The organism is Pseudundibacterium arcticum, from assembly GCF_042646465.1.
Lineage (GTDB): Bacteria > Pseudomonadota > Gammaproteobacteria > Burkholderiales > Burkholderiaceae_D > Undibacterium_A > Undibacterium_A arcticum.
Genome location: NZ_JBHRTP010000072.1, coordinates 95,727 through 118,847, shown reverse-complemented (window position 1 = coordinate 118,847; position 23,121 = coordinate 95,727). Strand labels below are relative to the sequence as shown.

General features: G+C 54.9%; 20 protein-coding genes. 14 read left to right on the top strand and 6 right to left on the bottom strand.

Features of this window, described 5'->3' with window-relative positions:
• Positions 1 to 18: 18 nt before the first annotated feature.
• The 14 genes from ACFOFO_RS20620 to waaA all read left to right on the top strand — a co-directional run bounded on the left by ACFOFO_RS20620 (position 19) and on the right by waaA (position 18,460).
• On the top strand, positions 19 to 2,868 hold the full coding sequence (locus ACFOFO_RS20620; protein ID WP_390332665.1) for a rhamnan synthesis F family protein: 2,850 nt from the start codon (positions 19 to 21) through the stop codon (positions 2,866 to 2,868).
• Entirely contained in the window at positions 2,865 to 3,797 is a 933-nt protein-coding gene (locus ACFOFO_RS20615) for an NAD-dependent epimerase/dehydratase family protein (RefSeq protein WP_390332662.1), read from the top strand. Before ACFOFO_RS20620 ends, ACFOFO_RS20615 begins: the two co-directional genes overlap by 4 nt.
• On the top strand, positions 3,794 to 4,012 hold the full coding sequence (locus ACFOFO_RS20610) for a hypothetical protein (RefSeq protein WP_390326920.1): 219 nt from the start codon (positions 3,794 to 3,796) through the stop codon (positions 4,010 to 4,012). Before ACFOFO_RS20615 ends, ACFOFO_RS20610 begins: the two co-directional genes overlap by 4 nt.
• Positions 4,009 to 5,781, top strand: a complete 1,773-nt coding sequence (locus tag ACFOFO_RS20605) for a hypothetical protein (RefSeq protein WP_390332660.1) — start codon at positions 4,009 to 4,011, stop codon at positions 5,779 to 5,781. Before ACFOFO_RS20610 ends, ACFOFO_RS20605 begins: the two co-directional genes overlap by 4 nt.
• Complete coding sequence (locus tag ACFOFO_RS20600; protein WP_390332657.1) at positions 5,778 to 8,018, top strand: rhamnan synthesis F family protein; 2,241 nt, start codon at positions 5,778 to 5,780, stop codon at positions 8,016 to 8,018. The genes ACFOFO_RS20605 and ACFOFO_RS20600 overlap by 4 nt, the downstream gene beginning before the upstream one ends.
• Before the next feature lie 3 nt (positions 8,019 to 8,021).
• Complete coding sequence (locus ACFOFO_RS20595; protein WP_390326908.1) at positions 8,022 to 8,945, top strand: glycosyltransferase; 924 nt, start codon at positions 8,022 to 8,024, stop codon at positions 8,943 to 8,945.
• 389 nt (positions 8,946 to 9,334) lie between these two features.
• Positions 9,335 to 10,288, top strand: coding sequence for a glycosyltransferase family 2 protein (locus tag ACFOFO_RS20590; protein ID WP_390332655.1), 954 nt, complete (start codon positions 9,335 to 9,337; stop codon positions 10,286 to 10,288).
• A 63-nt stretch (positions 10,289 to 10,351) separates the two neighbouring features.
• Entirely contained in the window at positions 10,352 to 11,173 is an 822-nt protein-coding gene (locus tag ACFOFO_RS20585; protein ID WP_390326905.1) for a glycosyltransferase, read from the top strand.
• Between the two features lie 83 nt (positions 11,174 to 11,256).
• Positions 11,257 to 12,351 (top strand): MraY family glycosyltransferase, encoded by a 1,095-nt coding sequence (locus ACFOFO_RS20580; RefSeq protein ID WP_390326903.1) that lies wholly within the window; start codon positions 11,257 to 11,259, stop codon positions 12,349 to 12,351.
• A 70-nt stretch (positions 12,352 to 12,421) separates the two neighbouring features.
• Positions 12,422 to 12,733, top strand: a complete 312-nt coding sequence (locus ACFOFO_RS20575; protein WP_390332652.1) for an H-NS histone family protein — start codon at positions 12,422 to 12,424, stop codon at positions 12,731 to 12,733.
• A gap of 158 nt (positions 12,734 to 12,891) precedes the next feature.
• Positions 12,892 to 14,268 (top strand): phosphomannomutase/phosphoglucomutase, encoded by a 1,377-nt coding sequence (locus tag ACFOFO_RS20570; RefSeq protein WP_390332649.1) that lies wholly within the window; start codon positions 12,892 to 12,894, stop codon positions 14,266 to 14,268.
• A 489-nt stretch (positions 14,269 to 14,757) separates the two neighbouring features.
• Positions 14,758 to 15,744 (top strand): lipopolysaccharide heptosyltransferase I, encoded by a 987-nt coding sequence (waaC, locus tag ACFOFO_RS20565; protein ID WP_390326898.1) that lies wholly within the window; start codon positions 14,758 to 14,760, stop codon positions 15,742 to 15,744.
• Positions 15,745 to 16,033: 289 nt separating this feature from the next.
• Positions 16,034 to 16,903 carry a Kdo hydroxylase family protein gene (locus tag ACFOFO_RS20560; protein WP_390326896.1) on the top strand — a complete coding sequence of 290 codons (870 nt, stop codon included), beginning with the start codon at positions 16,034 to 16,036 and terminating at the stop codon, positions 16,901 to 16,903.
• A 225-nt stretch (positions 16,904 to 17,128) separates the two neighbouring features.
• A complete protein-coding gene (gene waaA, locus ACFOFO_RS20555; protein ID WP_390326895.1) occupies positions 17,129 to 18,460 on the top strand; it encodes a lipid IV(A) 3-deoxy-D-manno-octulosonic acid transferase in 1,332 nt (443 codons plus the stop codon).
• Between the two features lie 109 nt (positions 18,461 to 18,569).
• Here the strand turns inward: waaA and ACFOFO_RS20550 are convergent, their stop codons facing one another.
• From ACFOFO_RS20550 to ACFOFO_RS20525, 6 genes are all read right to left on the bottom strand, one after another.
• A complete protein-coding gene (locus tag ACFOFO_RS20550) occupies positions 18,570 to 18,941 on the bottom strand; it encodes a type II toxin-antitoxin system VapC family toxin (protein WP_390326893.1) in 372 nt (123 codons plus the stop codon).
• Entirely contained in the window at positions 18,941 to 19,135 is a 195-nt protein-coding gene (locus ACFOFO_RS20545) for a type II toxin-antitoxin system VapB family antitoxin (protein ID WP_390326890.1), read from the bottom strand. The genes ACFOFO_RS20550 and ACFOFO_RS20545 overlap by 1 nt, the downstream gene beginning before the upstream one ends.
• Before the next feature lie 461 nt (positions 19,136 to 19,596).
• Positions 19,597 to 20,889, bottom strand: a complete 1,293-nt coding sequence (locus tag ACFOFO_RS20540) for a TolC family outer membrane protein (RefSeq protein ID WP_390332646.1) — start codon at positions 20,887 to 20,889, stop codon at positions 19,597 to 19,599.
• Between the two features lie 75 nt (positions 20,890 to 20,964).
• Positions 20,965 to 21,300, bottom strand: coding sequence for a rhodanese-like domain-containing protein (locus ACFOFO_RS20535; protein WP_390332644.1), 336 nt, complete (start codon positions 21,298 to 21,300; stop codon positions 20,965 to 20,967).
• Positions 21,301 to 21,307: 7 nt separating this feature from the next.
• On the bottom strand, positions 21,308 to 21,967 hold the full coding sequence (locus ACFOFO_RS20530; RefSeq protein WP_390326889.1) for a protein-L-isoaspartate O-methyltransferase family protein: 660 nt from the start codon (positions 21,965 to 21,967) through the stop codon (positions 21,308 to 21,310).
• A 434-nt stretch (positions 21,968 to 22,401) separates the two neighbouring features.
• The gene (locus tag ACFOFO_RS20525) at positions 22,402 to 23,046 is read right to left on the bottom strand and encodes a TetR/AcrR family transcriptional regulator (protein WP_390328246.1); all 645 of its coding nucleotides are present in this window, start codon (positions 23,044 to 23,046) and stop codon (positions 22,402 to 22,404) included.
• Positions 23,047 to 23,121: the final 75 nt, after the last annotated feature.

Genomic DNA, 23,121 nt, shown 5'->3' with positions numbered 1-23,121 from the left:
GCGCTGGGCTCACGGCACTTGGAGCATTTTGAGTTAAATGAATTGAAGCAGCATGCTGCCAACCTCGCTCTAATTGTGGATGATCGGGAGCGCCGGATCGCCGGCCTCGACCAAGCCATAGCCGAACGCGACGGGCAGATCGCCAGCCTCAACCACGCCGTAGCCGAACGCGGCGGGCAGATCGCCAGCCTCAACCAAGCCATAGCCGAACGCGATGGTCAAATCGCCGGCCTCAAGCAGGCAACAAGTGAGCGCGATGGCCAGGTCGCCAGCTTAAATAAAGCCGAGCTTGAACGGGATGGGCAGCTTGTGCTACTGAGTCAGACAGTAGCTGGTCGTGATCAGGAGATTGCTGCTTTACGTAATTCAACAAGTTGGCGGATTACGAAACCCTTGCGGTTCGTGTCCGGCCTGCTTCGTGGAAAACGCGATCAATTGCGCGTTGTCAGGGCAAGGGGGTTGAAGCGCGCTATCTCGCTGGTTAAGCGGCCTGATATGGCGGTCGCCCAGGAGCTAGACCAGCTTCCGAATGGTTTCGATCCGGCTCTGTATCTCAAACTGAATCCAGATGTGGCCGACGCGGGGGGGGATCCAACCATTCACTATTTGCATCACGGTCGTCGCGAAGGCCGTGTTTTTTCTGTCCCGGATCTTTGCTTCGATCACGACCTCAACGTTGACCGCGAGACGGTTCTCTTGGTCAGTCACGAAGCGTCAAGAACCGGCGCGCCGGTGCTAAGTCTTAATCTCGTCCATGGACTCGTGGGGCGCTATAACGTTATTGTGTTGTTGTTGGTTGGCGGACCGCTGTCCGATGCGTTCCGGCTTGCGGGGGCGGCGGTAATGACCTCGTCGAATCTGAGGAGAAACCCAGTCTTGGCACAGCTGATCGTCGGTCAGTTGTGCGCGCGTTTTCATTTCAAGTTCGCCCTGGTTAACAGTATCGAATCACGTGTAGTGCTGCCAGCATTGGGCGAATATTTTGTTCCCGCAATCAGCTTGGTCCATGAATTTGCCTCTTATATCCGTCCTCGGGGCGCGTTCAGAGAGGCCCTTTTCTGGTCTGGCGAGGTCGTTTTCTCAGCAAATGTGACCATGGAAAACGCGCTCGCTGAATACCCTGATCTGGGTGACCGGTCCGCTCATATTCTTCCTCAGGGTCGATGTCTGTTGCCTTTGGGAGAATTCAATGAGGAGCAAATGCAGGCGGAGCGAGAGCGCATCCGCCGCTTGATTCGTCCCAAGGATATTGCCGAGAATTCGGTGATTGTACTTGGGGCCGGGTCCGTGGAGTTACGCAAAGGCGTTGACCTGTTTATCGAATGTGCTGCCCGTGTGGTGCGTACACCGGAGGGGAATAGGTATCGTTTCGTCTGGATTGGAAAAGGATACGATCCGGATAACGACATTGGATATTCTGTTTATCTGGCAGACCAGATTCGTCGTGCCGGCCTTCAGGAGCACGTTTTCTTCGTGGATGAAACCAACGCCATCGAGGTCGCGTATGAAGAGGCTGATTTGTTTCTGCTTTCGTCACGCTTGGACCCATTGCCGAATGTCGCAATTGATGCAATGGCGCATGGCGTACCAGTGCTCTGTTTCAACAAGACAACCGGGATTGCTGACTTCCTGATTGAGAGTGGTCTGCGGAATCATTGCGTTGCGGAGTACCTTGACTCGGCTGACATGGCCGAAAAAATCGTGGCTTTGGCAGCGCAGGTCCTGCGTGAGTCTGTTGCGGATCGATGCCGTGAAGCCTCAATTGCCTACTTCAGCATGAAGGAATACATCGCTCGACTTGAGGTTTTGGCTCAAGGCGCTTGCGATCGTACGCGGCAAGAGAAGGCGGACACCCAAGTCATTCTCGGCTCGGGCCTGTTTCGGCGAGATTTCAGCCCCCCCCGTCGGCAAGCTCAGACCATTGAAGCGGAGGTTCGCGAATATGTTCGCGCGTGGGCAAGCGGGATTAGTCGCCGGAAACCCCTCCCGGGATTTCACCCTGGCGTCTACCTTGAGCAGCACGGCCTTGTAAACCAGGGGGCCGACCCATTCGCGGACTATTTGCGAGCGGGGCGTCCCGCAGGTCCATGGGATAACCCGGTCATTGTCGCAGGGGACACCAAGGGGACGGATTTGCCTGCGAATCAGCGCGTTGCGCTGCATGTGCACGTGTATTACCCTGATCTGTTGCCCGAAATAATGACCCGCCTTTCCCGTAATCGGATTTGCCCCGACCTGTTTGTTAGCATCACTGATGAAAAAGCGCGTGAGTCGGTTGTTAGCGAGCTAAAAAACTACAAAGGTCAGGTCGTTGACATTCAGCTTGTGCCGAATCGCGGTCGGGATATCGGACCATTTTTCACGGCATTCGGTCAGAGGATCGTGGCCAATTACGATTTCATTGGCCATATTCATACGAAAAAGAGTGCCGACCTGAAGGATGCCACTGTGGGCCAGTCGTGGTATCGGTTCTTGTTGGAAAATCTGCTCGGTGGAGAGTCGGGGGCGATGGCCGATCGCATCTTGGCCAACATGAAAGGTGACACGTCAATTGGAATGGTGTTTCCCGATGATCCTCACGTAGTGGGGTGGAGCGATAACCGGGCCTTTGCCGACATTCTTGCAGTACGTATGGGTCTTGAGAATTTACCCGACAATTTTGTTTTTCCAGTTGGAACGATGTTTTGGGCGACGAGTTCGGCACTGCTTCCATTGATGAACTTGAAGCTTGATTGGGACGACTACCCTGACGAGCCGCTGCCCTATGACGGTAGTTCGCTTCATGCGATCGAGAGGCTGTTTTCTTTGAGCCTTTCAGCGAACAATTTGCGTAGCGTTACAACAAACGTGATTGGTTTGACACGATGAAAATTGCAATTTTCGGTGGCGGTGGCTTTATCGGATCAACCATTGCGGACCGTTTGCTGAAAGATGGCCATGAGTTGCGCATTTTTGAGCGTCCCCGCGTAGAGGCCTATCGCCAGTTTTCGGATGGCGAAAGGGTGGAGTGGCTTACTGGCGATCTGATGAGCGTCCATGATGTGAGCACGGCTATCGACGGCGTTGAGGTCGTCCTGCATCTGGTCTCGACAACACTGCCCAAGAGCTCCAACGATGACCCGATTTATGACGTGCAGAGCAATCTTGTCGCTACCTTGCAGCTGCTCAATGCAATGGTCGCCAAACATGTTCGCAAGATTGTGTTTATTTCGTCTGGAGGGACTGTTTACGGCAATCCAACGTATCTCCCGATCGACGAGAACCATCCGACCGAGCCTCAGGTGTCATATGGCATCACGAAGCTTGCCATTGAGAAATACCTACTGATGTATCAGCATCTGCATGGAATCAAGGCAAACATTCTGCGGGTCGCGAACCCGTTTGGTGAGCGCCAGCGCATCGAGACTGCGCAAGGGGCAGTGGGCGTCTTTTTGAGTAAAGCAATCCAGCATCAGCCGCTCGAAATCTGGGGCGATGGCAGTGTTACCCGTGACTATCTGTATGTCAGCGATGTTGCCGAGGCATTTGCCCGCGCTGTTGATTACGATGGAGCAAAGTCAGTCTTCAATATCAGTTCGGGCGTTGGCACCAGTCTCAACGAATTGATAGATATCCTTGAGCGGGTTCTCGGTCACGAGGTGGTTCGTCATTACCGGCCCGGTCGACCTTTTGATGTGCCGGTAAGCGTTCTGGACAATTCTTTGGCGCGGCAGGAATTGCGATGGGTGCCGCAGGTCACGCTGGAGGAAGGGATCGTAAAAACGGTCGACTGGATGCGCAAGGTATCAAATAAATGACCAAAGCGGCAGGGGATGCCAGCCTCAATCAAGCGATGGCCGAACGCGACGGGCAGATCGCTGCCCCGCAAAAATCAATTAGTTGGCGAATTACGTCGCCATTGAGTATCGTCGGACACCCGATCCAACGTGTCCGCCTTGCAGAATTGGTTATGCCTGTCATCAAGCGTCGCGGCGGGTTGAAAAACACATTTATAAAAGCAATCCATTCATGATTCATGTCGTTGCGAGGTCAAAGGAGCATGGTGACGCTTTTATGCGCAGCCATCCAACACTCGCGGCCGAGATAACAATTTGGACGGGGCAACGCTCGTATTTCGAGCTCCTTAACGATCTGATTCAAATGAACGCACAACCATATGTTTGCGTAGTGCACGACGATGTCTTACTTTGTGCTGACTTCGGATCCAGCATAAAAAATCTCGTTCATCAATTGGATCGAGATTGGCCAAACTGGGGGCTTGCAGGGAACGCCGCGCTGCTTTCGATGCGCGTGGGATACTCCGCGACTGATGTCGTGCGCTATGTTAGCGATCCTCACGGCGGCCCCAACCTCGCTGGATATATTCTGCCGGCACAGAGCATTGACGGAAACGTTATGCTCCTCAACCTGCGCGCTATGCGCGAAGCGCGGATTAATCTCCCATCGTTCGATGGCTTTCAGCTGTACGACATCATTTTAAGCATCGAGACCATTGCGGCAGGACTCGGAGTCTACGCGGCACCCCAACTCGCCTGCTGGCACGGTAGCAAAGGAAATCAGGGCGAATTCGACCGAGAGAAGTCTACTGACGCGTTCAATGAGTACCTGCTGATTCGATTGAGAAACAGAAGCATTAATACACTAAATGGACCGATTAGTATCCAGTTGGGAAAAGCGAACCCGCTAGCGCGAGCAGGCATCGATCTCGATATGGACAGTCTGCGCACCGCAACGCGCGGTCGATATAAGAAGAAGGTAGCAATAGTCACTCGCACCCAGTTCGCACGCCTTAGCCTGCTAAGTCATACACTAGATTCAGTCGGTGCATTTATTGCAGCTGCGGGCTCAAGTACAGAATTTCGTAGTTATGTTGTCACCGACAACGATTTAATTGCGCCGGAATGGGTTAGTCGTCGTTCGACGGTACTGCGAGCCGACTTGCAGCATGGCGGAGACTCTCGGTATCAATTAGTACGCTTTGCAGCGGAAAACATCGAGGCCGAGTATTTCTGGTTCGTGGATGATGACGACTGGATACTACCTAATGAGGCAGAGCGATTGGGCTTAGTCGTAAGTGCGTCGTCACGATCAAGCATCATTTTCGTGGACTGCCAGCGTTTCGACGAGAAGCCTTTCCCTTCTAAAGCCGCCGAGGATGTATCGAGCTATCGCTCGGTAGAAGGCCACTACTTTGGCGCGAAGCACTTCCTAGCCTCACTTTCCGGTCAGAATCACACGCCTTTTTGTGGTGTACTTTTAGACCGCTCCGTCTTGCTAGCTATCCCGCCACGCATTTACGATACGGTTACGTATTTTGAAGACTACATGACGACGCTCCATGCGCTTCTTGTCCAAAATTGTTTCCCTATCGTGATCGATAAGCTGTTCGTTGGAATGTCGCTTCGGGAATCCGGTAACACAGCGAACGAGACAGACCGGTCAATTTGGAACAAATCTATGAGCGAATTGGTATTCCATCTGGTTAACTCACCAGAATCATCGCACATGCTTTCCCTTCCCTCAAATGCACAGATTGAGGCGGAGGTGTCTTCGCTCAGGGCGCACCTCGCCGAACGCGACGGGCAGATCGCCGACATCAACCAAGCTGTGGTCGAACGTGAAGGGCAAATCGCCAGCCTCAATCAAGCCGTGGCTGGACGGGATGACCAGATTGCTGCTTTGCATAGCTCAATTGCTGCTTTGCATAGCTCAAATAGTTGGCGGATAACTAAACCCCTACGGTTCGTATCTCGCCTGTTTAATGGGAAAGGTAAGAAATGAGCTGTTTCAGAACAAGAGGGTTGAAGCGGCTAGTCACGCTAAAGCGCGTTCATCCGCATTCAACACAGGACCTAGATGAGATTTCAAATGGTTTCGATCGGGATGCGCATCCCAAACTGAACCCAAACGTGGCTGAGCGCGCCGGACAGATCGCTGCTCTGTACAAATCAACCAGTTGGCGGGTGACCCGCCCGCTGCGCGACGTTGGCCGCATCTGGCGGAAGATTAGAGATGTGCGAGTTGTGGTAGCCCGACTGCTTCAGCACGTACCTTTGTCGGTGCTGGCGAAGAGCGTGCTAAGAGTTCTGCGCAATGAGGGCTTGAGGGGATTGAAGGCGCGGGTCCGCCAGCAACATTATCTGGCAACTCAAGCGCTGGCGATCGACGCACCGGACACGTTCGACGGCGCCGAGCTTGTAGGGCCGCTGCCTTCAGCCGAAGTAGCTCGTTCACTGGAAATCGACTATAGCGTTTCCGTGCCCTTTAGTTTCGCTGAAATACCAAGTTTTAAGTGTGGCAAGGTCGCGGCGATCATTCACCTTTATTACGAAGACCTCGCTAGCGAATTTCGATCTTACCTCAGCAACGTACCGGTCGATCTCGACGTCTATATTTCCACGACTGACGCTTTCAAGGCGACTGCCATCGAATGCGCCTTTGCTGGATGGAATAAGGGCAGTGTCGAAGTCCGCGTCGTCCCGAACCGCGGCCGCGACATCGCACCGAAACTTGTTTCGTTCAGCGACGTCTACGGCCGATACGACTATGTCCTCCACATGCATGGAAAACGATCCGATCATGCGAACGTTCTATCGCCATGGAGGCACTTCCTCTTGGAGAGCTTGCTTGGAACGCCGCAAGTGGTGACAAGCGTTCTCTATGCGTTCGAGCAAAACCCGAATCTCGGGATGATCGCGGCTCAGCATTTTGAACCGATGCGTCACTGGATGATCTGGGGGGGCAATTTCCCGACTGCACAAAAACTCGCGGCAAAAATGGGGTTCACGCTGAACGAGCGCGATCCCCTGGATTTCCCGTCTGGCTCCATGTTCTGGGCTCGAACTTTAGCTCTAAAGCCCTTGCTCGATATAGCACTGAAGACCGAAGATTTCGATGCCGAATCGAACCAGATCGATGCGACACTCGCGCATGCTATTGAGCGAATATTCTTCCATGCTTGTGAACACGAGGGCTTCGACTGGATCAAAATTGCTCGCCCCGAACTGTATGAGCACACGCCGAAGATTATCGATGTTCCGCGCAGGGCGGATTTATCGACCTTCTTCAGTCGCTACATCTTCCGATTGCTCGATCCTCGCGGCGTGAAACCCCGTTCCGTCATGCCGAATGTGATCAGCAAGGCGGCGCCCCAGCTGCTTAACCATATTAGAAGCCGCGCACTGGGCATGCATATCAAGGTCAGCCCCGACACACGCGTAGCGATCGGTCTTGTGACCTATAACAACAGTGAAGACGAACTGGCTGGTTCGATTGCTGCTGCGGAAATCTCTTTAAAATCAGCCGGTCTCAGCACTGGAGGCGCGCTTTTCCTAATCGACAATGGAGCAAGCACAAAAAACCAAATCCTCGAAACGGGCTTCATTACCCGTTTGGAGTCCCGCGGCAATCTCGGTTTCGGAGGCGGACACAACACCCTAATGCGTGCTGCCTTTGAGGCAGGCTGCGAGATTTACATCGCAATCAATCCTGACGGCTTGCTGCATCCCGGCGCGGTGGAGGCTTTGGTTCAGACCGTCCAAGCGGCGCATGGGAAAGCGCTTGTGGAGGCATTGCAATTCCCGGTCGAACATCCCAAGCCATACGACACGCAGACGCTTGACACGCCGTGGGTATCGGGCGCTTGTGTCGCCATTTCAAGACAGGCGTTCGATGATTTGGGTGGGTTCGATGAAGACTTCTTCATGTATTGCGAAGATGTCGATCTTTCGTGGCGCGCACGCGCTCATGGTTATGCACTGAAGACGTGTCCGCGTGCGCTCTTCCTGCATGCCGTCACTAATAGGGAAATGACGCAGGCAACATTGCAGATGATCTTCGAGTCCGGCATCACATTGGCGCGCAAGTGGGGGTCGCTCGAATTCGAGAATTGGCTAAAGGGTGAGCTAACGGCACGGGGTATGCCAATCCCGTGCCTTTTTCCAAAGATTGTTCCCGAAGAGTGGCGCCATTTTGCTGACTTCTCTCATCAATTCAGTTTCGCGCAGACGCGCTGGTAATTCATGATAAAGAATCAAGTTGACTGCATCGTCCGGTTCCACGACGCAAAACGCCTTTACGAGTTGGAGCGATGCATTTTCTCTTTAGTGGGACAGAAGCACCGACCGCTACACATCATCATTGCGGTTCAGCGCTTTACCGACGCGCAGATAGCCGATACACGGGCCGCGCTGGTGCCCCTTCTGAGCCTGCCTAACCCGCCGGCGGTCACCATCAGAAACTGGGAGAGCGCCAGCCCAAATGACGCACGGACAGAACTTCTGAACATGGGGTTGGCGGCTGCCACCGGGCAGTATGTATCTTTCTTGGACTATGACGATGTTCTGTATCCGGAGGCATATGTCATCCTGATAGAGAGACTAAAGGTGTCCGGCAATGCAATTGCATTCGCAACAGTCCGCGTCGTCAATGCCGAGGTGTTTCCGGAGTTCATTCACGTGGCAGGACAAAAGGGCGAGCACTTTGTGGGAGAGGATCTGAGAGATCTGTTTCGGGGCAATTTCTGCCCGATCCACTCCTATCTCATCGACCGATCCATTGTTTCGCCCGACATTTTGTCATTCGACACCGCGATTACCTGGGAAGAGGATTACGATCTTTTGCTTAAAATTTGCGCCGCCTATCCCTCCGATTTCGCGAACGTGAAGAAGCCGATAGGCGACTATTATTACAAGAACGATGGAAGTAACTCGGTTCCGACGAACGGGATGCTGAGCGAAGAGCGCGCGCTTGAGTACAAGCGCATTCAGGCTTTTATTGAGGGTCGAAGAAGAACGACGTTGGTCGCCCCCGAGGTGCAGAAGCAATTGGGCATGCGCACGATCTCACGTTCCCTAACCATCCGCGACGCGTTAAGCGGCGGCAGTTGGGCGAAGTGGATTACACGATTTGCGTGGTGCAGGGAAAGGCGCAACGACACGGAATGATCATTCCATTCCAATGTATTGCAACGCCGCCCCAAGGAAGCGGTTGCGTGATTCAGTAATTTATGTCGCGGCAGTTCCCAGGTTTTTACCGAGTTTCCCAAGCTATTATCAGTACTGCCTGACCTACTCGCTCTAATTGGTCCGATAAGAACGTAGTCTCTGCCTTGGAGAGTCCGGAATGACACAATTGATGATGGCGACAGTCTGCATATTCGGATTTTTTTGACCCTTTGGTTAATTATGAATATTTCTGAGCGGTAAGTAGTTTTCAAACATCCGGCCTGTATAGCTGCATTGCAGACGCCACATCTAGCGCATTCATAGGACGATAATTGCAATCTTCGTTTTACTCCGAAGCAGGCGAAGGCTCCCTGACATGTGGCGTTGCCATGTGCACTTACAACGGTATTCAGTATCTGGCGCAGCAGTTAACCAGCCTGCTGATGCAGAACAGAATGCCCGATCAGGTGACTATTTTTGACGATTGTTCAGACGACGGGACATGGGAATACTTGCAGACTTGGGTGGCGGGTGTGTCTATACCCGTTGCCTTGCACCGAAACGTTACAAGGCAAGGCGTCGTAAAGAATTTTGAGTCCGCTACGCGCACACTCAATACGGATGTAATTTTTTTATGCGATCAAGATGATGTCTGGCTTGACAGCAAAATCGATCTAATTCTGAAGGTGTTTGAGTCCGACCCTAATGTTTTCCTAGTACATACTGACGCGCAGCTAATCGATGAAGGCGCCAATGACTTGGGAGTCTCGCTTTTTAATGCACTCGGGTTGACTCAAAGCGAGCGCAGGCGGATTCAGACAGGGGATGCATTTTCTGTCCTTTGTCGGCGAAATCTGGTGACTGGCGCAACCGCGGCTTTTCGTCGCGAACTTTTACACTTGGCGTTGCCATTTCCAAATTGTTGGTTGCATGATGAATGGCTTGCAATTCTAGCCGCTGCGACAGGGCGAGTGGTCATATTGGACGCGCCGACAATCCAATATCGACAACACGCCCGGAACGTCGTGGGCGTGGCTGTGCCGAGCTTTAAGCATAATATGCAACGATTTTTTCGCCTCTTCCGATTGTCGCCAGGAGATTTTCAGACCAAAAGTGTTGAGCGTGCGACAGTATTGCTGGAACGATTGCGGATACTGCCTACCGTACCTCCGGAATATATGACGGTAATGAACGAGGCGGTATCCCATGCGCGTTTTCGTTCCTCCTTGCCACTTAACCCGATTTGGCGACTTTGGGCTGTATTGTGTGAGTCGCGCACCGGACGCTATCGACAGTTCTCAAGGGGATATCGAGGCGTGTTACGCGACGTCCTGAACCGTTAGCCTCTGGTGCACATATGAAGACTATCCGGTTTAAAGTTCGGGATCGCATTTTGAGGCTTCGATATGCGCATTAGTTGTTCCGTCGTCTGCTACAACAATGCGCCGACACAAATTGCCCAGGTATTGCAAAGTGTCGCCACATCGTCGATCGCGGTGTTCGTGTATGTAATCGACAATTCCCACGATGATCGATTGGCAGCTGTCGCAAAAGAATTCGGTGCGGTCTATATCCATCTACCGCATAATCCAGGTTTTGGTGCTGCTCATAATGTGGCGATCCGGGGCGCCTTGGAAAATGGATCGACATATCATTTGGTGTTGAATCCCGATATCCATTTTTCGGCCGACGTTATACAGACCCTAGTCGATTATATGGAGCAGCATAGTGATGTTGGCTTGGTGATGCCCGGCATACGTTATCCAGATGGGAGGCAACAGCATTTATGCAAATTGTTGCCCAATCCTGGTGATCTTTTGATGCGGCGATTTGTCCCGGCCCTATACCGCCGCAGTGGCAGACTCGCGCGCTACGAATTGCACGCAAGCGGTTACGACAAAATAATGGAAGTTCCCTCGCTATCGGGTTGTTTTATGCTATTGCGAACAAGAATATTGGGCGAAACGGCGGGTTTTGATGAGCGTTTCTTTATGTATCTGGAAGACCTGGATTTATCGAGACGCATTGGGCAAGTCGCCAGAGTCGTGTTTTTCCCCTACGTTACTGTTGTGCATGACTATGCCAAAGGCTCTTATAAGAGTTCGAGGCTATTGTTTTATCACATAAAATCAGCGATATTGTATTTTAATAAATGGGGCTGGTTTTCGGATGTTGAGAGAGATGCAATAAATAAATCGACACTAAAAAAGATATCTCATCAAGAATGACAAAATCAATTCTCGACTCCTGATTTTTTCGATGTTGATGCCATAAATTTATTTGTATCACCTAAAAATTCCAATAGAGATCTATGTTTTCCTTCCTCGTTTCCTTTGTTGTTTCGGCATTGTTGTCACTGCTTTTTATTAAACAAGATAAATTGCATGGACCGGCATTGGATTCGGATTTGACGGGCGTACAAAAGGTACACGGGCACGCGGTGCCGCGAATCGGTGGGCTGGCGATTTTCTTGTCCGTGGTTGTTACGGGGGCGGGGACGATCTGGCGTGAACCGTTTATAGGTAAGCCGATCGTATTTTTACTGCTTTGTTCATCAGTGGCGTTCGCTGGCGGCATTGTTGAAGACTATACAAAGCGCGTTAGTCCCTGGCGTCGATTGGTTTTGACCATGATTGCCGCCGTGTTGGGCTATTTCTTTTTGGATGCGCGGATAGGTCGTATTGACTGGATTTTTTCCGAGTGGCCGTTGAAGTACGTCTGGATCATGTTGCCGTTTACGGTGCTTTGTGTATCCGGGATAGTGAATGCAATCAACCTGATCGACGGCTTTAACGGTTTGGCCAGCGTCGTGACAATTTGTATGCTGCTATCACTTGGCTACGTGGCGTTTCAGGTGGGCGATATGTTCGTATTAATCGCCGCTTTAATTGTGGCGGGCGCGACGGCAGGTTTTTTGATATGGAACTACCCCGCCGGGTTGATTTTTTTAGGGGACGGTGGCGCTTACTTTTTAGGCTTTGTGCTGGGAGAGTTGGCGATATTAATCGTCATGCGCAATCCGCAGGTGTCAACCTGGTATGCCGCCTTACTTTTGATTTATCCAGCGTTTGAGACGATCTTTTCAATTTATCGGCGCGTATTCCTGCGCGGCAAACCGGCAGGCATGCCGGATGGAATACATTTGCACAGTCTGATATTTCGCCGAATAGTGCAGTGGACAGTCGGCAAGAGAGATGCGCGAGCCCTGACACGTCGCAATTCATTAACTTCGCCATATTTATGGTTATTTTCGTTAATGGCGGTGATTCCGGCAACGCTATTTTGGCGCCAGACGTGGATCTTGATTCTGTTTTGCTTGATGTTTATTATTAGTTATGTATGGCTCTACGCCAGAATAGTAAAATTTAAATCGCCTCGTTGGATGGTATTAGGTAAAAAAAAGTAATATAACTTTATAATATCTAGATGGTTTGAATAAATGTTGTATTTCGACAATTAAAAAGAGGAGTCTCACTATGAACTTAACCGGTCTGTCTGTTTCCGAATTGCGCGCCTTGCAGGAACAGGTCAAACAGGAAATCAAAAAACGCGAGCATGAAGATGTAGCCAAGGCACGCGAGCAGATTTTGGCGATTGCACAAAGTGTCGGCCTTCCGCTTAAAGATTTGCTTGGTGGCAATCTGCGGGCCAAGAAGGTCGGCACCGTTGCTGTTCGCTATCGACACCCGTCCGACGCATCATTGCAATGGACCGGTCGTGGGCGCCACCCAGTATGGGTGAGGGATTGGGTTGCTTCCGGGAAATCGTTGGATGCATTGCGCGTATAAGCACGGATTCTCACAATCGCACCTGTAATTTTCTCGGCAGAATCTCGGCATGTTGCGTCACGTCTTCCATCACCTGGCGGCTTTCAGCCGGCAAACATTGATTCAGACAAGTGCGGACAAGTTGATTTAGGCGTCCGCACGGCTCAACCACATTAAAAATGTTAAATCTCTCAAAAAACATCTTCAAAGCGTACGACATCCGCGGCATCGTCGGCCAAACCCTGGATGCCGACATCGCACGCCAGATTGGTCATGCCTTCGGTTCCGCAGTCCGCGCCAAAGGCGAGCAGACGGTTGTGATCGGCCGCGATGGCCGCCTGTCCGGTCCCGAGTTGAGCGCGGCGTTGGCGCAGGGCCTGCAAGCTGCCGGCGTCGATGTGATCGATCTGGGGGTGGTGGTGACGCCGATGGTGTATTTCGGCACCGAGGTACTGGCGGCCAAGTCCGGCGTGATGGTGACCGGCAGCCACAACCCGCCCGATTACAACGGCTTCAAGATGGTGCTGGCAGGGGAGGCGATTTATGGCGATGCGATCCTGGCCTTGTATGACGCCATTCAAGGCAATGCATTGAGTCATGGCGCGGGCGCTTACTCGACGCATGACATCAAGGCAAGCTACCTGCAGCGCATCGTCGGCGGTATCAAGTTGGCGCGGCCGATGAAGATTGCTATCGATTGCGGGAATGGTGTGGCCGGGGCTTTTGCCGGAGAGTTGTACCGGGCACTGGGTTGCGAAGTGACCGAGCTGTTTTGCGAGGTCGACGGGACGTTTCCGAACCATCATCCCGATCCGGCGCACATCGAGAATTTGCAGGACCTGATTGTCTGTCTGCAGCAAAATGATGTCGAAATCGGCCTGGCTTTCGATGGCGATGGCGATCGTCTGGGTGTGGTTACCAAGGACGGACAGGTGATCTATCCCGACCGGCAGCTGATGCTGTTTGCACAGGACGTGCTGACGCGCCATCCGGGGCGCGAGATCCTGTACGACGTCAAATGCACTGCGCATCTGGCGCCGTGGATTAAATCACACGGCGGGGTCCCGCTGATGTGGAAGACCGGGCATTCGCTGGTCAAGGCCAAGATGCGTGAAACCGGTGCACCGCTGGGCGGCGAGATGAGCGGCCATATTTTCTTCAAGGACCGCTGGTATGGTTTCGATGACGGCCTGTATGCCGGCGCCCGGCTGCTGGAATTGCTGAGCCGTCATGCCGATCCGTCGGCGATCCTGAATGCGCTGCCGCAATCGATCAGTACGCCTGAATTGCAGCTGAAGCTGGCCGAGGGCGAAAACTTTGCGCTGATCGACCAATTGCAGCGCGAGGCGAGCTTCGCGGGAGCGGATCAGATCATCAAGATCGACGGTTTGCGGGTCGAATACCCTGACGGCTTTGGGCTCGCGCGGTCGTCGAATACGACCCCGGTGGTGGTGATGCGTTTCGAGGCAGACTCGCAGCAGGCGTTGGACCGGATCCAGGCCGAATTCAAACGGGTGATCGTGGCGGCCAAGCCGGATGCAAGCTTGCCTTATTGATTATTTTGGGCGGGGCTGTTAATTTTTCGTCTCCTTCATTATCCGTTCGGGCTGAAAAGCGCTCCCTTCGATACGCTCCCTTCGATACGCTTCGCTACTCAGGGCGAACGGACCTACTCAGGGCGAACGGACCTACTCAGGGCGAACGGATCTACACAGGGCGGGCGGATCTTAGTGCGAACGACTCTTGGAGAAATTGTCGACTCTTTGGGCAGGGCTGTTAATTTTTCATCTCCTTTACTATCCGTTCGGGCTGAGTGGCCGCAAAGCGGCGTATCGAAGCCTGCCTTGGGGTGAAGAACGCTCCCTTCGATACGCTTCGCTACTCAGGGCGAACGGACCTACTCAGAGCGAGCGGATCTACACAGGGCGGGCGGATCTACTCAGGGCGAACGGAGCTCAGCGCGAACGGCTCTTGGAGAAATGATCGACTCTGTCACTTCTGGTAAATCCGCTTGCATAAATGTTTGAATAAATTTGAATAATCGTTTGAATATTCTGATCGTTCGCGTCTCTTCGATGGGCGACGTCGTGCATAACATGCCGATGGTTGCCGACATCCTGCGCCATCATCCGGATGCCAATATCGACTGGGTGGTCGAGGAGGGCTATACCAGCCTGGTGCGGTTGAATCTCGGCGTGCGCCGGGTGATTCCGTTTGCGCTGCGACGCTGGCGCAAGTCCTTGTGGTCGCCCGCTACGCGCGCAGAAATGCGCGCTTTTTATGCGTCGCTGCAGGAGGACGCCTACGATTATGTATTCGATACCCAGGGCTTGTTCAAGACCGGACTGGTGATGCGGCTGGCACGCCTGGCGCCAGGTGGCAAACGGATCGGGCTCGGCAATGCGACCGCAGGGTCGGGTTACGAAGCGATCTCGCGCATCTTTCATTCGGTCAGTGTACCGGTCGGCCTGCACGCACATGCAGTTACGCGCGCACGTTTGCTGGGCGTGGCCGCATTCGGCTATCCGATCGACAGCGCGGTAGATTTTGCGATGCAGCCACCTGCAGAACGGTACTCCTGGCTGCCGGAGATCCCGTACGCGGTATTTTTTCATGGCACCGCGCGCGCGTCGAAGCAGTGGCGCTCCGCCGACTGGGTGCAGGTCGCCCTGATGCTGGCGGACTACGGTTTACCGGTCCTGCTGCCATGGGGCAGCCAGCAGGAGCTGCAGCAGGCACAGGCGCTGGCGGCGCAGATGCCGAACGCCCGCGTGTTGCCGAAGTTATCGATGATGGAAGCAGTAACGCTGGCCCAGCGCGCCGCTCTGGTAGTCGGCGTCGATACCGGTTTGACCCACATTGCGGCGGCCTATAGCCGGCCGACAATAGAACTGTATTGCGACTCGCCGCGCTGGAAAACCCAGGGCGACTGGTCCGATAAAATTATCAATTTGGGGGATGTCGGTAACCGCCCGGACCTGGTTGAGGTAAAGGCGGCCGTCACGCGCTTGCTCGGGCAGAACGGTGCATAATTGCGCACCCAAGTAGCAATGCCACCGCCACCCGCAAGGCGGCAGCAAGAACGCAGCAAGTAGCAGGGCAGTCGCATGAAGATCAGCATGAATATTGGTGCTGCCGAGTTGAGTTCCCTGCCCCTTGCAGGGGGAGGGTTAGGGGGCTGTCGATGAATGATTCATGTTACCTATCGACCATCCTACCCCCATCCCAACCTTCCCCCTGCAAGGGGGAAGGGGCGAGAAACCTTAACCAGCCACGATCTTCATACAATCGCCCTGCAGCAAGTACCTTCCGGAACCGGCAATGACACAGCAAATCATAGAAATCGATCACAGCGATTGGCAATTCGAGCATGCTGATCCGGCCTGGATCGCGGCGCTGGAAGCGGGCAAGGTACTGTACTTTCCGCATCTTGCGTTCCGGTTGCAGGCGGATGAACTGCAGTTTCTGAATCCTGATATCCGTGATCCCAAGGTCCGCAACATCAGCCTCGACGCGCACGGTCAGCTGAAGGGCGCGCTGGGCGACGCCGCAAGGCAGGTGGCAATGACCGCCATGATCGGTCGTTTCCGCACGCAGGCACAGTCACTGATCCGTTCGCTGGTGCCGCGGTATACCGACGCATTGCGCCTGGCGCCGACCAGTTACCGTCCGGCGCAAGTCGAATCACGGGCGCAATCCTGGCGCGCCGACGACCGTCGCCTGCACGTTGACGCGTTTCCGTCGCGGCCCAATTATGGCGAACGGATCCTGCGCGTGTTCGCCAACGTCAATCCCGAAGGCGTGCCGCGCGTGTGGCGCGTCGGTGAACCTTTCGAGCAAATGGCGCGGCACTTCCTGCCGCGCACGAAAGCCTATTCCCGCTGGCAGGCCAAGGCGCTGCACAGCTTGCATGTGACTAAATCGCTGCGCAGCGAATACGATCACCTGATGCTGCAGCTGCATGACGCAATGAAGGCCGATCCCGATTATCAACGCGAGGCGCCGCAGGTAACGATGCCGTTCGCTGCCGGCAGCGTGTGGGTCTGTTTTTCCGATCAGGCTTTGCATGCGGTGATGTCAGGCCAGTACATGCTGGAGCAGACCTTGCATCTGCCCGCGGCGGCGCAATACGACACCGACGCCAGCCCGTTGGCGATCCTGACGCGCCTGACCGGCCGCGCGTTGGTCTGAGGTGGCATCGATCGTGTGACCCTAGATACGGTAGTTGGACAGGTGCGAGTGTGCGCTTTTCCGGCTTTCTGGCTAGACGCGACGACGCGGCAGACTCCATTCTGCAAGGAGGAGCAACGACGCCAGGGAGCCGGAATGCCGGCCACCGGAAAAGTGTGCAATCGCACCTGTAGCGCTCTCACCTAAATGGTGAGCTGTTTAATAGTGAAAATTTTCAATGAATTCATGCGTTTATCGAAGTCAATAAGCGGTCAACTGCCGTTTCTAGGATTATGCCTGTATTCGCTGGCGTGGTGGCTGGCGTTGCCACTGGTGCTGGCGCGCCTGTGGTGGCGCGGGCGCAAGGAGCCCGGTTACCGGCAGCATCTGGCCGAGCGCCTGGGTTTCTATGGCAATCCACGCTTTGCGCAGCCGGCGCGACCGTTGATCTGGCTGCATGCGGTCTCGGTCGGCGAGACGCGCGCCGCCGAGCCACTGGTCGATGCGCTGCTGGCCGACTACCCCGATCACAACATCCTGCTCACCCATATGACGCCGACCGGGCGCGCCACCGGCCGCACGCTGTTCGCACGGCACGCGCCGCGGCTGCAACAAAGTTATTTGCCGTATGACACCGGCTGGCTGGTAGCACGGTTTATCCGGCATTTTGCGCCGCACATCTGCATCCTGATGGAAACCGAAGTGTGGCCGAATCTGGTGGCGCAATGCCGGCGACATGGCGTGCCTGTGGTGCTCGCGAACGCGCGCTTGTCGGCCCGTTCGCTGGCCAAGGGGCAGCGGCTGTCGCTCCTGATGCAGGGCGCAGCGCGCGGATTCTCGTGCGTCGCGGCGCAAACGGTGGCCGATGCCGACCGCTTGCGGCAATTCGGTGCGAACAATGTTCAGGTCACCGGGAGCATCAAGTTTGATGTCACGCCACCGAGCGCGATGCTGGAACGCGGCGCGGCATTGCGCGCAGCGATCGGTGCGCGCCCGGTACTGCTGTGTGCCGTCACGCGGGATGGCGAAGAGGCGCTGATTCTGGACGCGTTGGCCGCACACGATCTGCGAGAGTCGCTCATTGTGATCGTGCCGCGTCATCCACAGCGTTTTGACGACGTGGCGCGCCTGGTCGAGCAACGCGGCCTGACCTTGCAGCGTCGCTCGGCGCTGGACCACGCCGCACAAGTGCCGGCCAAGGTGCGGGTGTTGCTTGGCGATTCGATGGGTGAAATGTATGCCTACTACGCGGCATCAGACGTCGCTTTCATCGGCGGCAGTCTGCTGCCGCTGGGCGGGCAGAATTTGATCGAGGCCTGCGCACTGGGCATTCCGGTACTGATCGGTCCGCACACCTTCAATTTTGCCGTGATCAGCGCGGACGCGATCGACGCGGGGGCCGCGGTGCGGGTGTCGGACGCGGTCGACATGCTGCGTCAGGCTGCCGATCTGCTGCGTGACCAGGCGCGGCGAAGTGCGATGGGACGCAATGCGCAGTCGTTCGCGCTGCAGCACCGGGGCGCCACGGCGCGCACCATGGCGTTGCTGCGACCATTGCTGGCCCGGACGGATGCGTAGGTGCGGTGGATATACTCCGTTGTATTCAATGCGCTTGCGTAAAGGGCGTCTCCATTAAGGCCGTTGTCGGGGGGAGACGTCCATACCATCTGTATAAATTGGTTTGTCGTCAATGAGTCAAATTTGCAGACAACCCAAGCCGAGCACTTGCCGCAAGCAAACGCTTGTCACGCGTCCATAGCGACGCGCCGGGTGAAAGCCGCATAGCGGCCAACAAGTGGGCGTCGATATAACCAATTCCGGTACCGAAAAGTGCATGCTGGGCGATGAATCGCATAACTTCCTCATCGGTGGCAACACAGGCTTGCGGCAAGTCTTGCAAGGCACCCAGGACCATATCGCGATTCTGCAAGCTGCCCAGTGCCAGTTCGCCCGTCACAAACCGATGAGACAACACTTGGCCCGCGTTCAAAAGTCTCGTTAATTCAGCGTCACCATGGCGCAAATGGTCTATCCATACCGACGTATCAACCAGAATCACTATAGTTCCGACTGGCGCCGCGGCACGTCGTCAAGCAAAGGTTCCGAGCCGCCCAGTAAGGCCAATCGTTTGGCGCTCTCGCGCTGGATTAATGCCTTGAGAGCTTCGCGCACCAAAGCAGTCTTTTCCATCTGGCCGGTAAGAGCCTGGGCCTTTTCAAGCAATTCGTCATCAAGTGCAAGGGTGGTGCGCATATCGCTCTCCGTTAATTTATGCACTCAATATAGCATCAAATGATGCCTAAATAAATGTATAGAAACGAGGGCGGTGCACGGCTCTCGGCCATGCCTTTTAGATAAGGGAGGGATTTCGGCCCATATGCGTAGTCACACCCATTTTGAAAGAAAGCCCAAGCGGAGAGCTCCTCAACGTGGGTTCGAATCACAAAAACGCCAGATTTTCAACGCGATACCTTAGCGCCTAGGAGCCTCTCGGACTTTGGGAATCGAAGCGAGAAATTCGCTGAGCGAGGGCAGATTTTGCCGCTTCTGCAGCGTCAATAGCGAGCTACTGAGAGCTCCTGACCAAAAAAGCGGTGACACTGAACCGTTCAGAGTGTTTGTAGCCGATTCTCCGGGGGCGCCAGCCCTAAGTCCGACAGTCTCCTAGACTCACGATTCAGCGGCTTTTTTGCAGGGGCTGGCGTCGTGCCGTGTTACTGCAGCAGTGTATTTACCTGCACCACATCTTGCTCTTTCAAGGTGCCGGCCGCCGACTTGAGGCGCAAGCCGTTCATGATCGTGTCGTAGCGTGCCTTGGCTAGCGCCTGGCGAGTCGAATATAGCTGCTGCTGCGCATTCAGCACGTCGATATTGATGCGCACGCCGACTTGATAGCCGAGCTTGTTGGAATCAAGCGACGACTGGCTGGAGATTTCCGCCGCTTCCAGTGCCTTCACTTGCGACAGACCACTGCTGACGCCGAGGTAGGATTGACGCGCACTCTGTATCGCGCTGCGACGCACGCTTTCCAGATCGTTGCGGGCCTTGTCCTCCAGCGCGATCGACTGGCGCACCTTGCTGGTGACCGCGAACCCCGAAAACAGCGGGATGCTCCATTGCACGCCGATCGAATTGGTATTGGTCGTGACATTGTTGGCGCTGAAGGTGGTTGGCTGGTTGCTATGATTGCGGGACGCCACCAGATCCAGCGTGGGCAGGTGGCCGGCGCGGCTTTTTGAAATATCGCGTTTCGCGATTTCGAGTGCGAGCTGCTGTCCGATTACGCCGTAATTTTGCTGCTCGGCGCTGCTGACCCAGGGTTCGATCTGGGCCGGTTCCGGCAAATTCAATGTCAGGCCGGGACGCAGGCTGGCGAGCGATGTTGTTGGTTTGCCGACGATTTGTTCCAGCGTGGTGCGCTTGATTTCCAGATCGTTTTCGGCGGCAAATTCCTGCGCTACCGCCAGATCGTAACGTGATTGCGCTTCATTGGTGTCGGTGATGGTCGAGGTGCCGACTTCGAAATTGCGCTTGGCCGAGGCCAGCTGTTCAGAAATTGCTATCTTTTGCGCCTGCACGAAGGTCAATACGTCCTGCGCCGTCAGCACATCGAAATAGGCCTGACCCATGCGGACAATCAGGTCCTGCTGGGCCTGCGCGAATTGCGCTTCGCTGGCGGCCACCGACAGTTTGCTTTGTTCGTATTGTTGCCAGTTGGCCCAGCGGAACAGCGGCTGCGTCAGCGCCAGCGTGTAGCTACTGGAGTTGAAACTACCGGCGTTTTCTACTTCATTGCGGCTGTAATCGCCGGACACCCCGATATTTGGCAACAGGCCGGCACGCGCTTGCGGCATCGCTTCCTGTCCGGCGGACAAGGCGGCGCGAGCGCTGGCGTATACCGGATCGTTGGCCAGCGCATCCTTATAGGTTTGCAGCAGATCGGTCGCTTGTGCGTCCAGTGACAAAAAGGCACTGGCAATCAGGGAAGCGATCAGGATATTGCGCATGTAGTTCTCCGGGGGAGTCGGATCAAAGGTGGATAAAGTAAGCGATCAGGATGCGATGGCCTGGCACAACAACGCTCAATAAGTCGGCATGCTGCTGTCGACTTGCTGCGCCCAGGCGTGTACGCCGCCGGTCAGGTTGATGGCCTGCGTAAAGCCGTGCCGCTCAAGAAAATTGGCGACCTGCATGCTGCGCCCGCCGTGGTGGCAGATGCAGACGATCTGGGCGTCGTCGTCCAGTTCATTGATCCGTGCCGGCACTGTTTGCATTGGCATCAGCATCGCACCTTCGATATGGCAGGTTTCAAACTCCCATGGTTCGCGCACATCGAGTAGGACAGGTTTGCTGCGGGACGGATCGGCCTGGCAATCGGCGATCCAGGCGGCCAGTTCGCGGGCGGTCAGATGTTGCATTGCGGTCTCAGAACGTAAAGTGAGAAGGGACGCTGGCTTCACGCAGCGGTGTCACACAGGTTTCAAACAGCGTGACGGTGTCGTAGGCGGTCTCCGATACGCGTGTGATCAGACGCGCCGTCATCATCGGCGCTTCGCCGATGATCGTGACGATGCGGCCGCCGACCTTCAGTTGCTTGTAAAACGCGTCCGGCAAATACGGCAATGCGCCCGAGATGGCGATCACGTCGTATTGCGCGTTGCCGCTGGCTGGCCATCCTTGGGCGCCGTTGCCGGCGACCACCTCCACATTGTCAACACGGTTGCTGGCCAGGTTGTGCTGGGCCAGCGCCTTCAATTCAGGTGCGATTTCGACCGTCGTCACATGCCGTCCCTTGTATGCCAGCAGCGCCGCCATGTAACCGGAGCCGGCGCCGATTTCGAGCACCTGCTCATGCTTCTTGACCGCCAGCTCCTGCAGGATGCGCGCCTCCAACTTCGGGGTAAACATATTTTCGCCGCCCGGCAGCGGGATTTCGGTATCCATGAAGGCCAGGCTCTTATAAGCGGGGGGCACGAACAGTTCACGCTTGACGATTAGCAGCAAGTCGAGCACATCCTGGTCCAGCACGTCCCAAGGTCGGATTTGCTGTTCAATCATATTGAAGCGGGCTAGTTCGATAGTCATGTTGGGAGCTCTACGGCGGAAAAATTGGAATCTGGCATTTTATCGTTGAATTGCACTTAGATTTTATTGATATGGCAACGGATTTGGCAAAAAATGCGACAGCCTGCGGAAACTTGGAGCTAAAGCTTCAAAAGGCGGGGATAAAGTGCATCTCTATTAATTGGTTTGTCGTCCCAGCGAACGCTGGGACCCGTGCGAGGAGTCCTCGCACCTTATATTGCGCCAAGCAGCATCTTGCCCTTCGTTTAGCCTAAAACGGCGTGGTTCTTGTTCATATCAAACGCTAACGGTGCGTGACGAAAGACGCTGGGTTCCAGCGTCCGCTGGAACGACTCGGATTTTGAATTGATAGAGGCGCCCTCAATTCCGTCCTCGTCAGTTTGGCAGTCTTGTCCGGTTCCCGTGCGACCTTCGGGTTACCTGCGCCCCTGAAATCAGGCGCCGACCTCGTCGTTCAACACTCCGTGCAGGCAAAGGTCGATAAAACTGTTCAGGTAGTCCTTGGGCGAGATAGGCTCGATCTGGCAGGCGCCGAAGGAATGCTTCCACATCATCAGCATGATTATCGGCGCCACGATCACCTTGGTCAGATTCTGTATCTCGAGTTGGCGAAATTCGCCGCGTTCGATGCCACGCTGCAGCAGGCGGCCGATCATCGCATTGCCGCGCGAAATGACTTCGTCATGGTAAAACTTCGCCAGTTCGGGAAAATTACCGGATTCGGCCAGGATCAGCTTGGTGATGCCGGACAATGTGGTGTCGCCAACCCGTTCCCACCAGCCCAGCACGATGTCGCGAAACAGGTCGATGCTGTTGCCTTCAAAGCTGTCGATCATCGCTTCGGCCTCGCCCAGCACCGGTAGTATGTTCTCCCGTACCACCGCCTTGAACAATTCTTCCTTGTTGGCGAAATACAGGTACAAGGTGCCCTTCGAGACACCGGCGCGTTTGGCGACGTCTTCCAGCCGGGTCACCGCGAAACCCCGTTCGACGAACAGGTCGAGCGCGGCTGCCAGCAATTCTTGCGGCCGCGCTTCCTTGCGCCGCTCCCAGCGCGGCTTATTGAATGGACAGAGCATGGACATGGGTCAAATCGAATAACTTACTTGTGAGTCAGTAATGTAGTCTGCAAACTGGGCATCGTCAAGACGGAC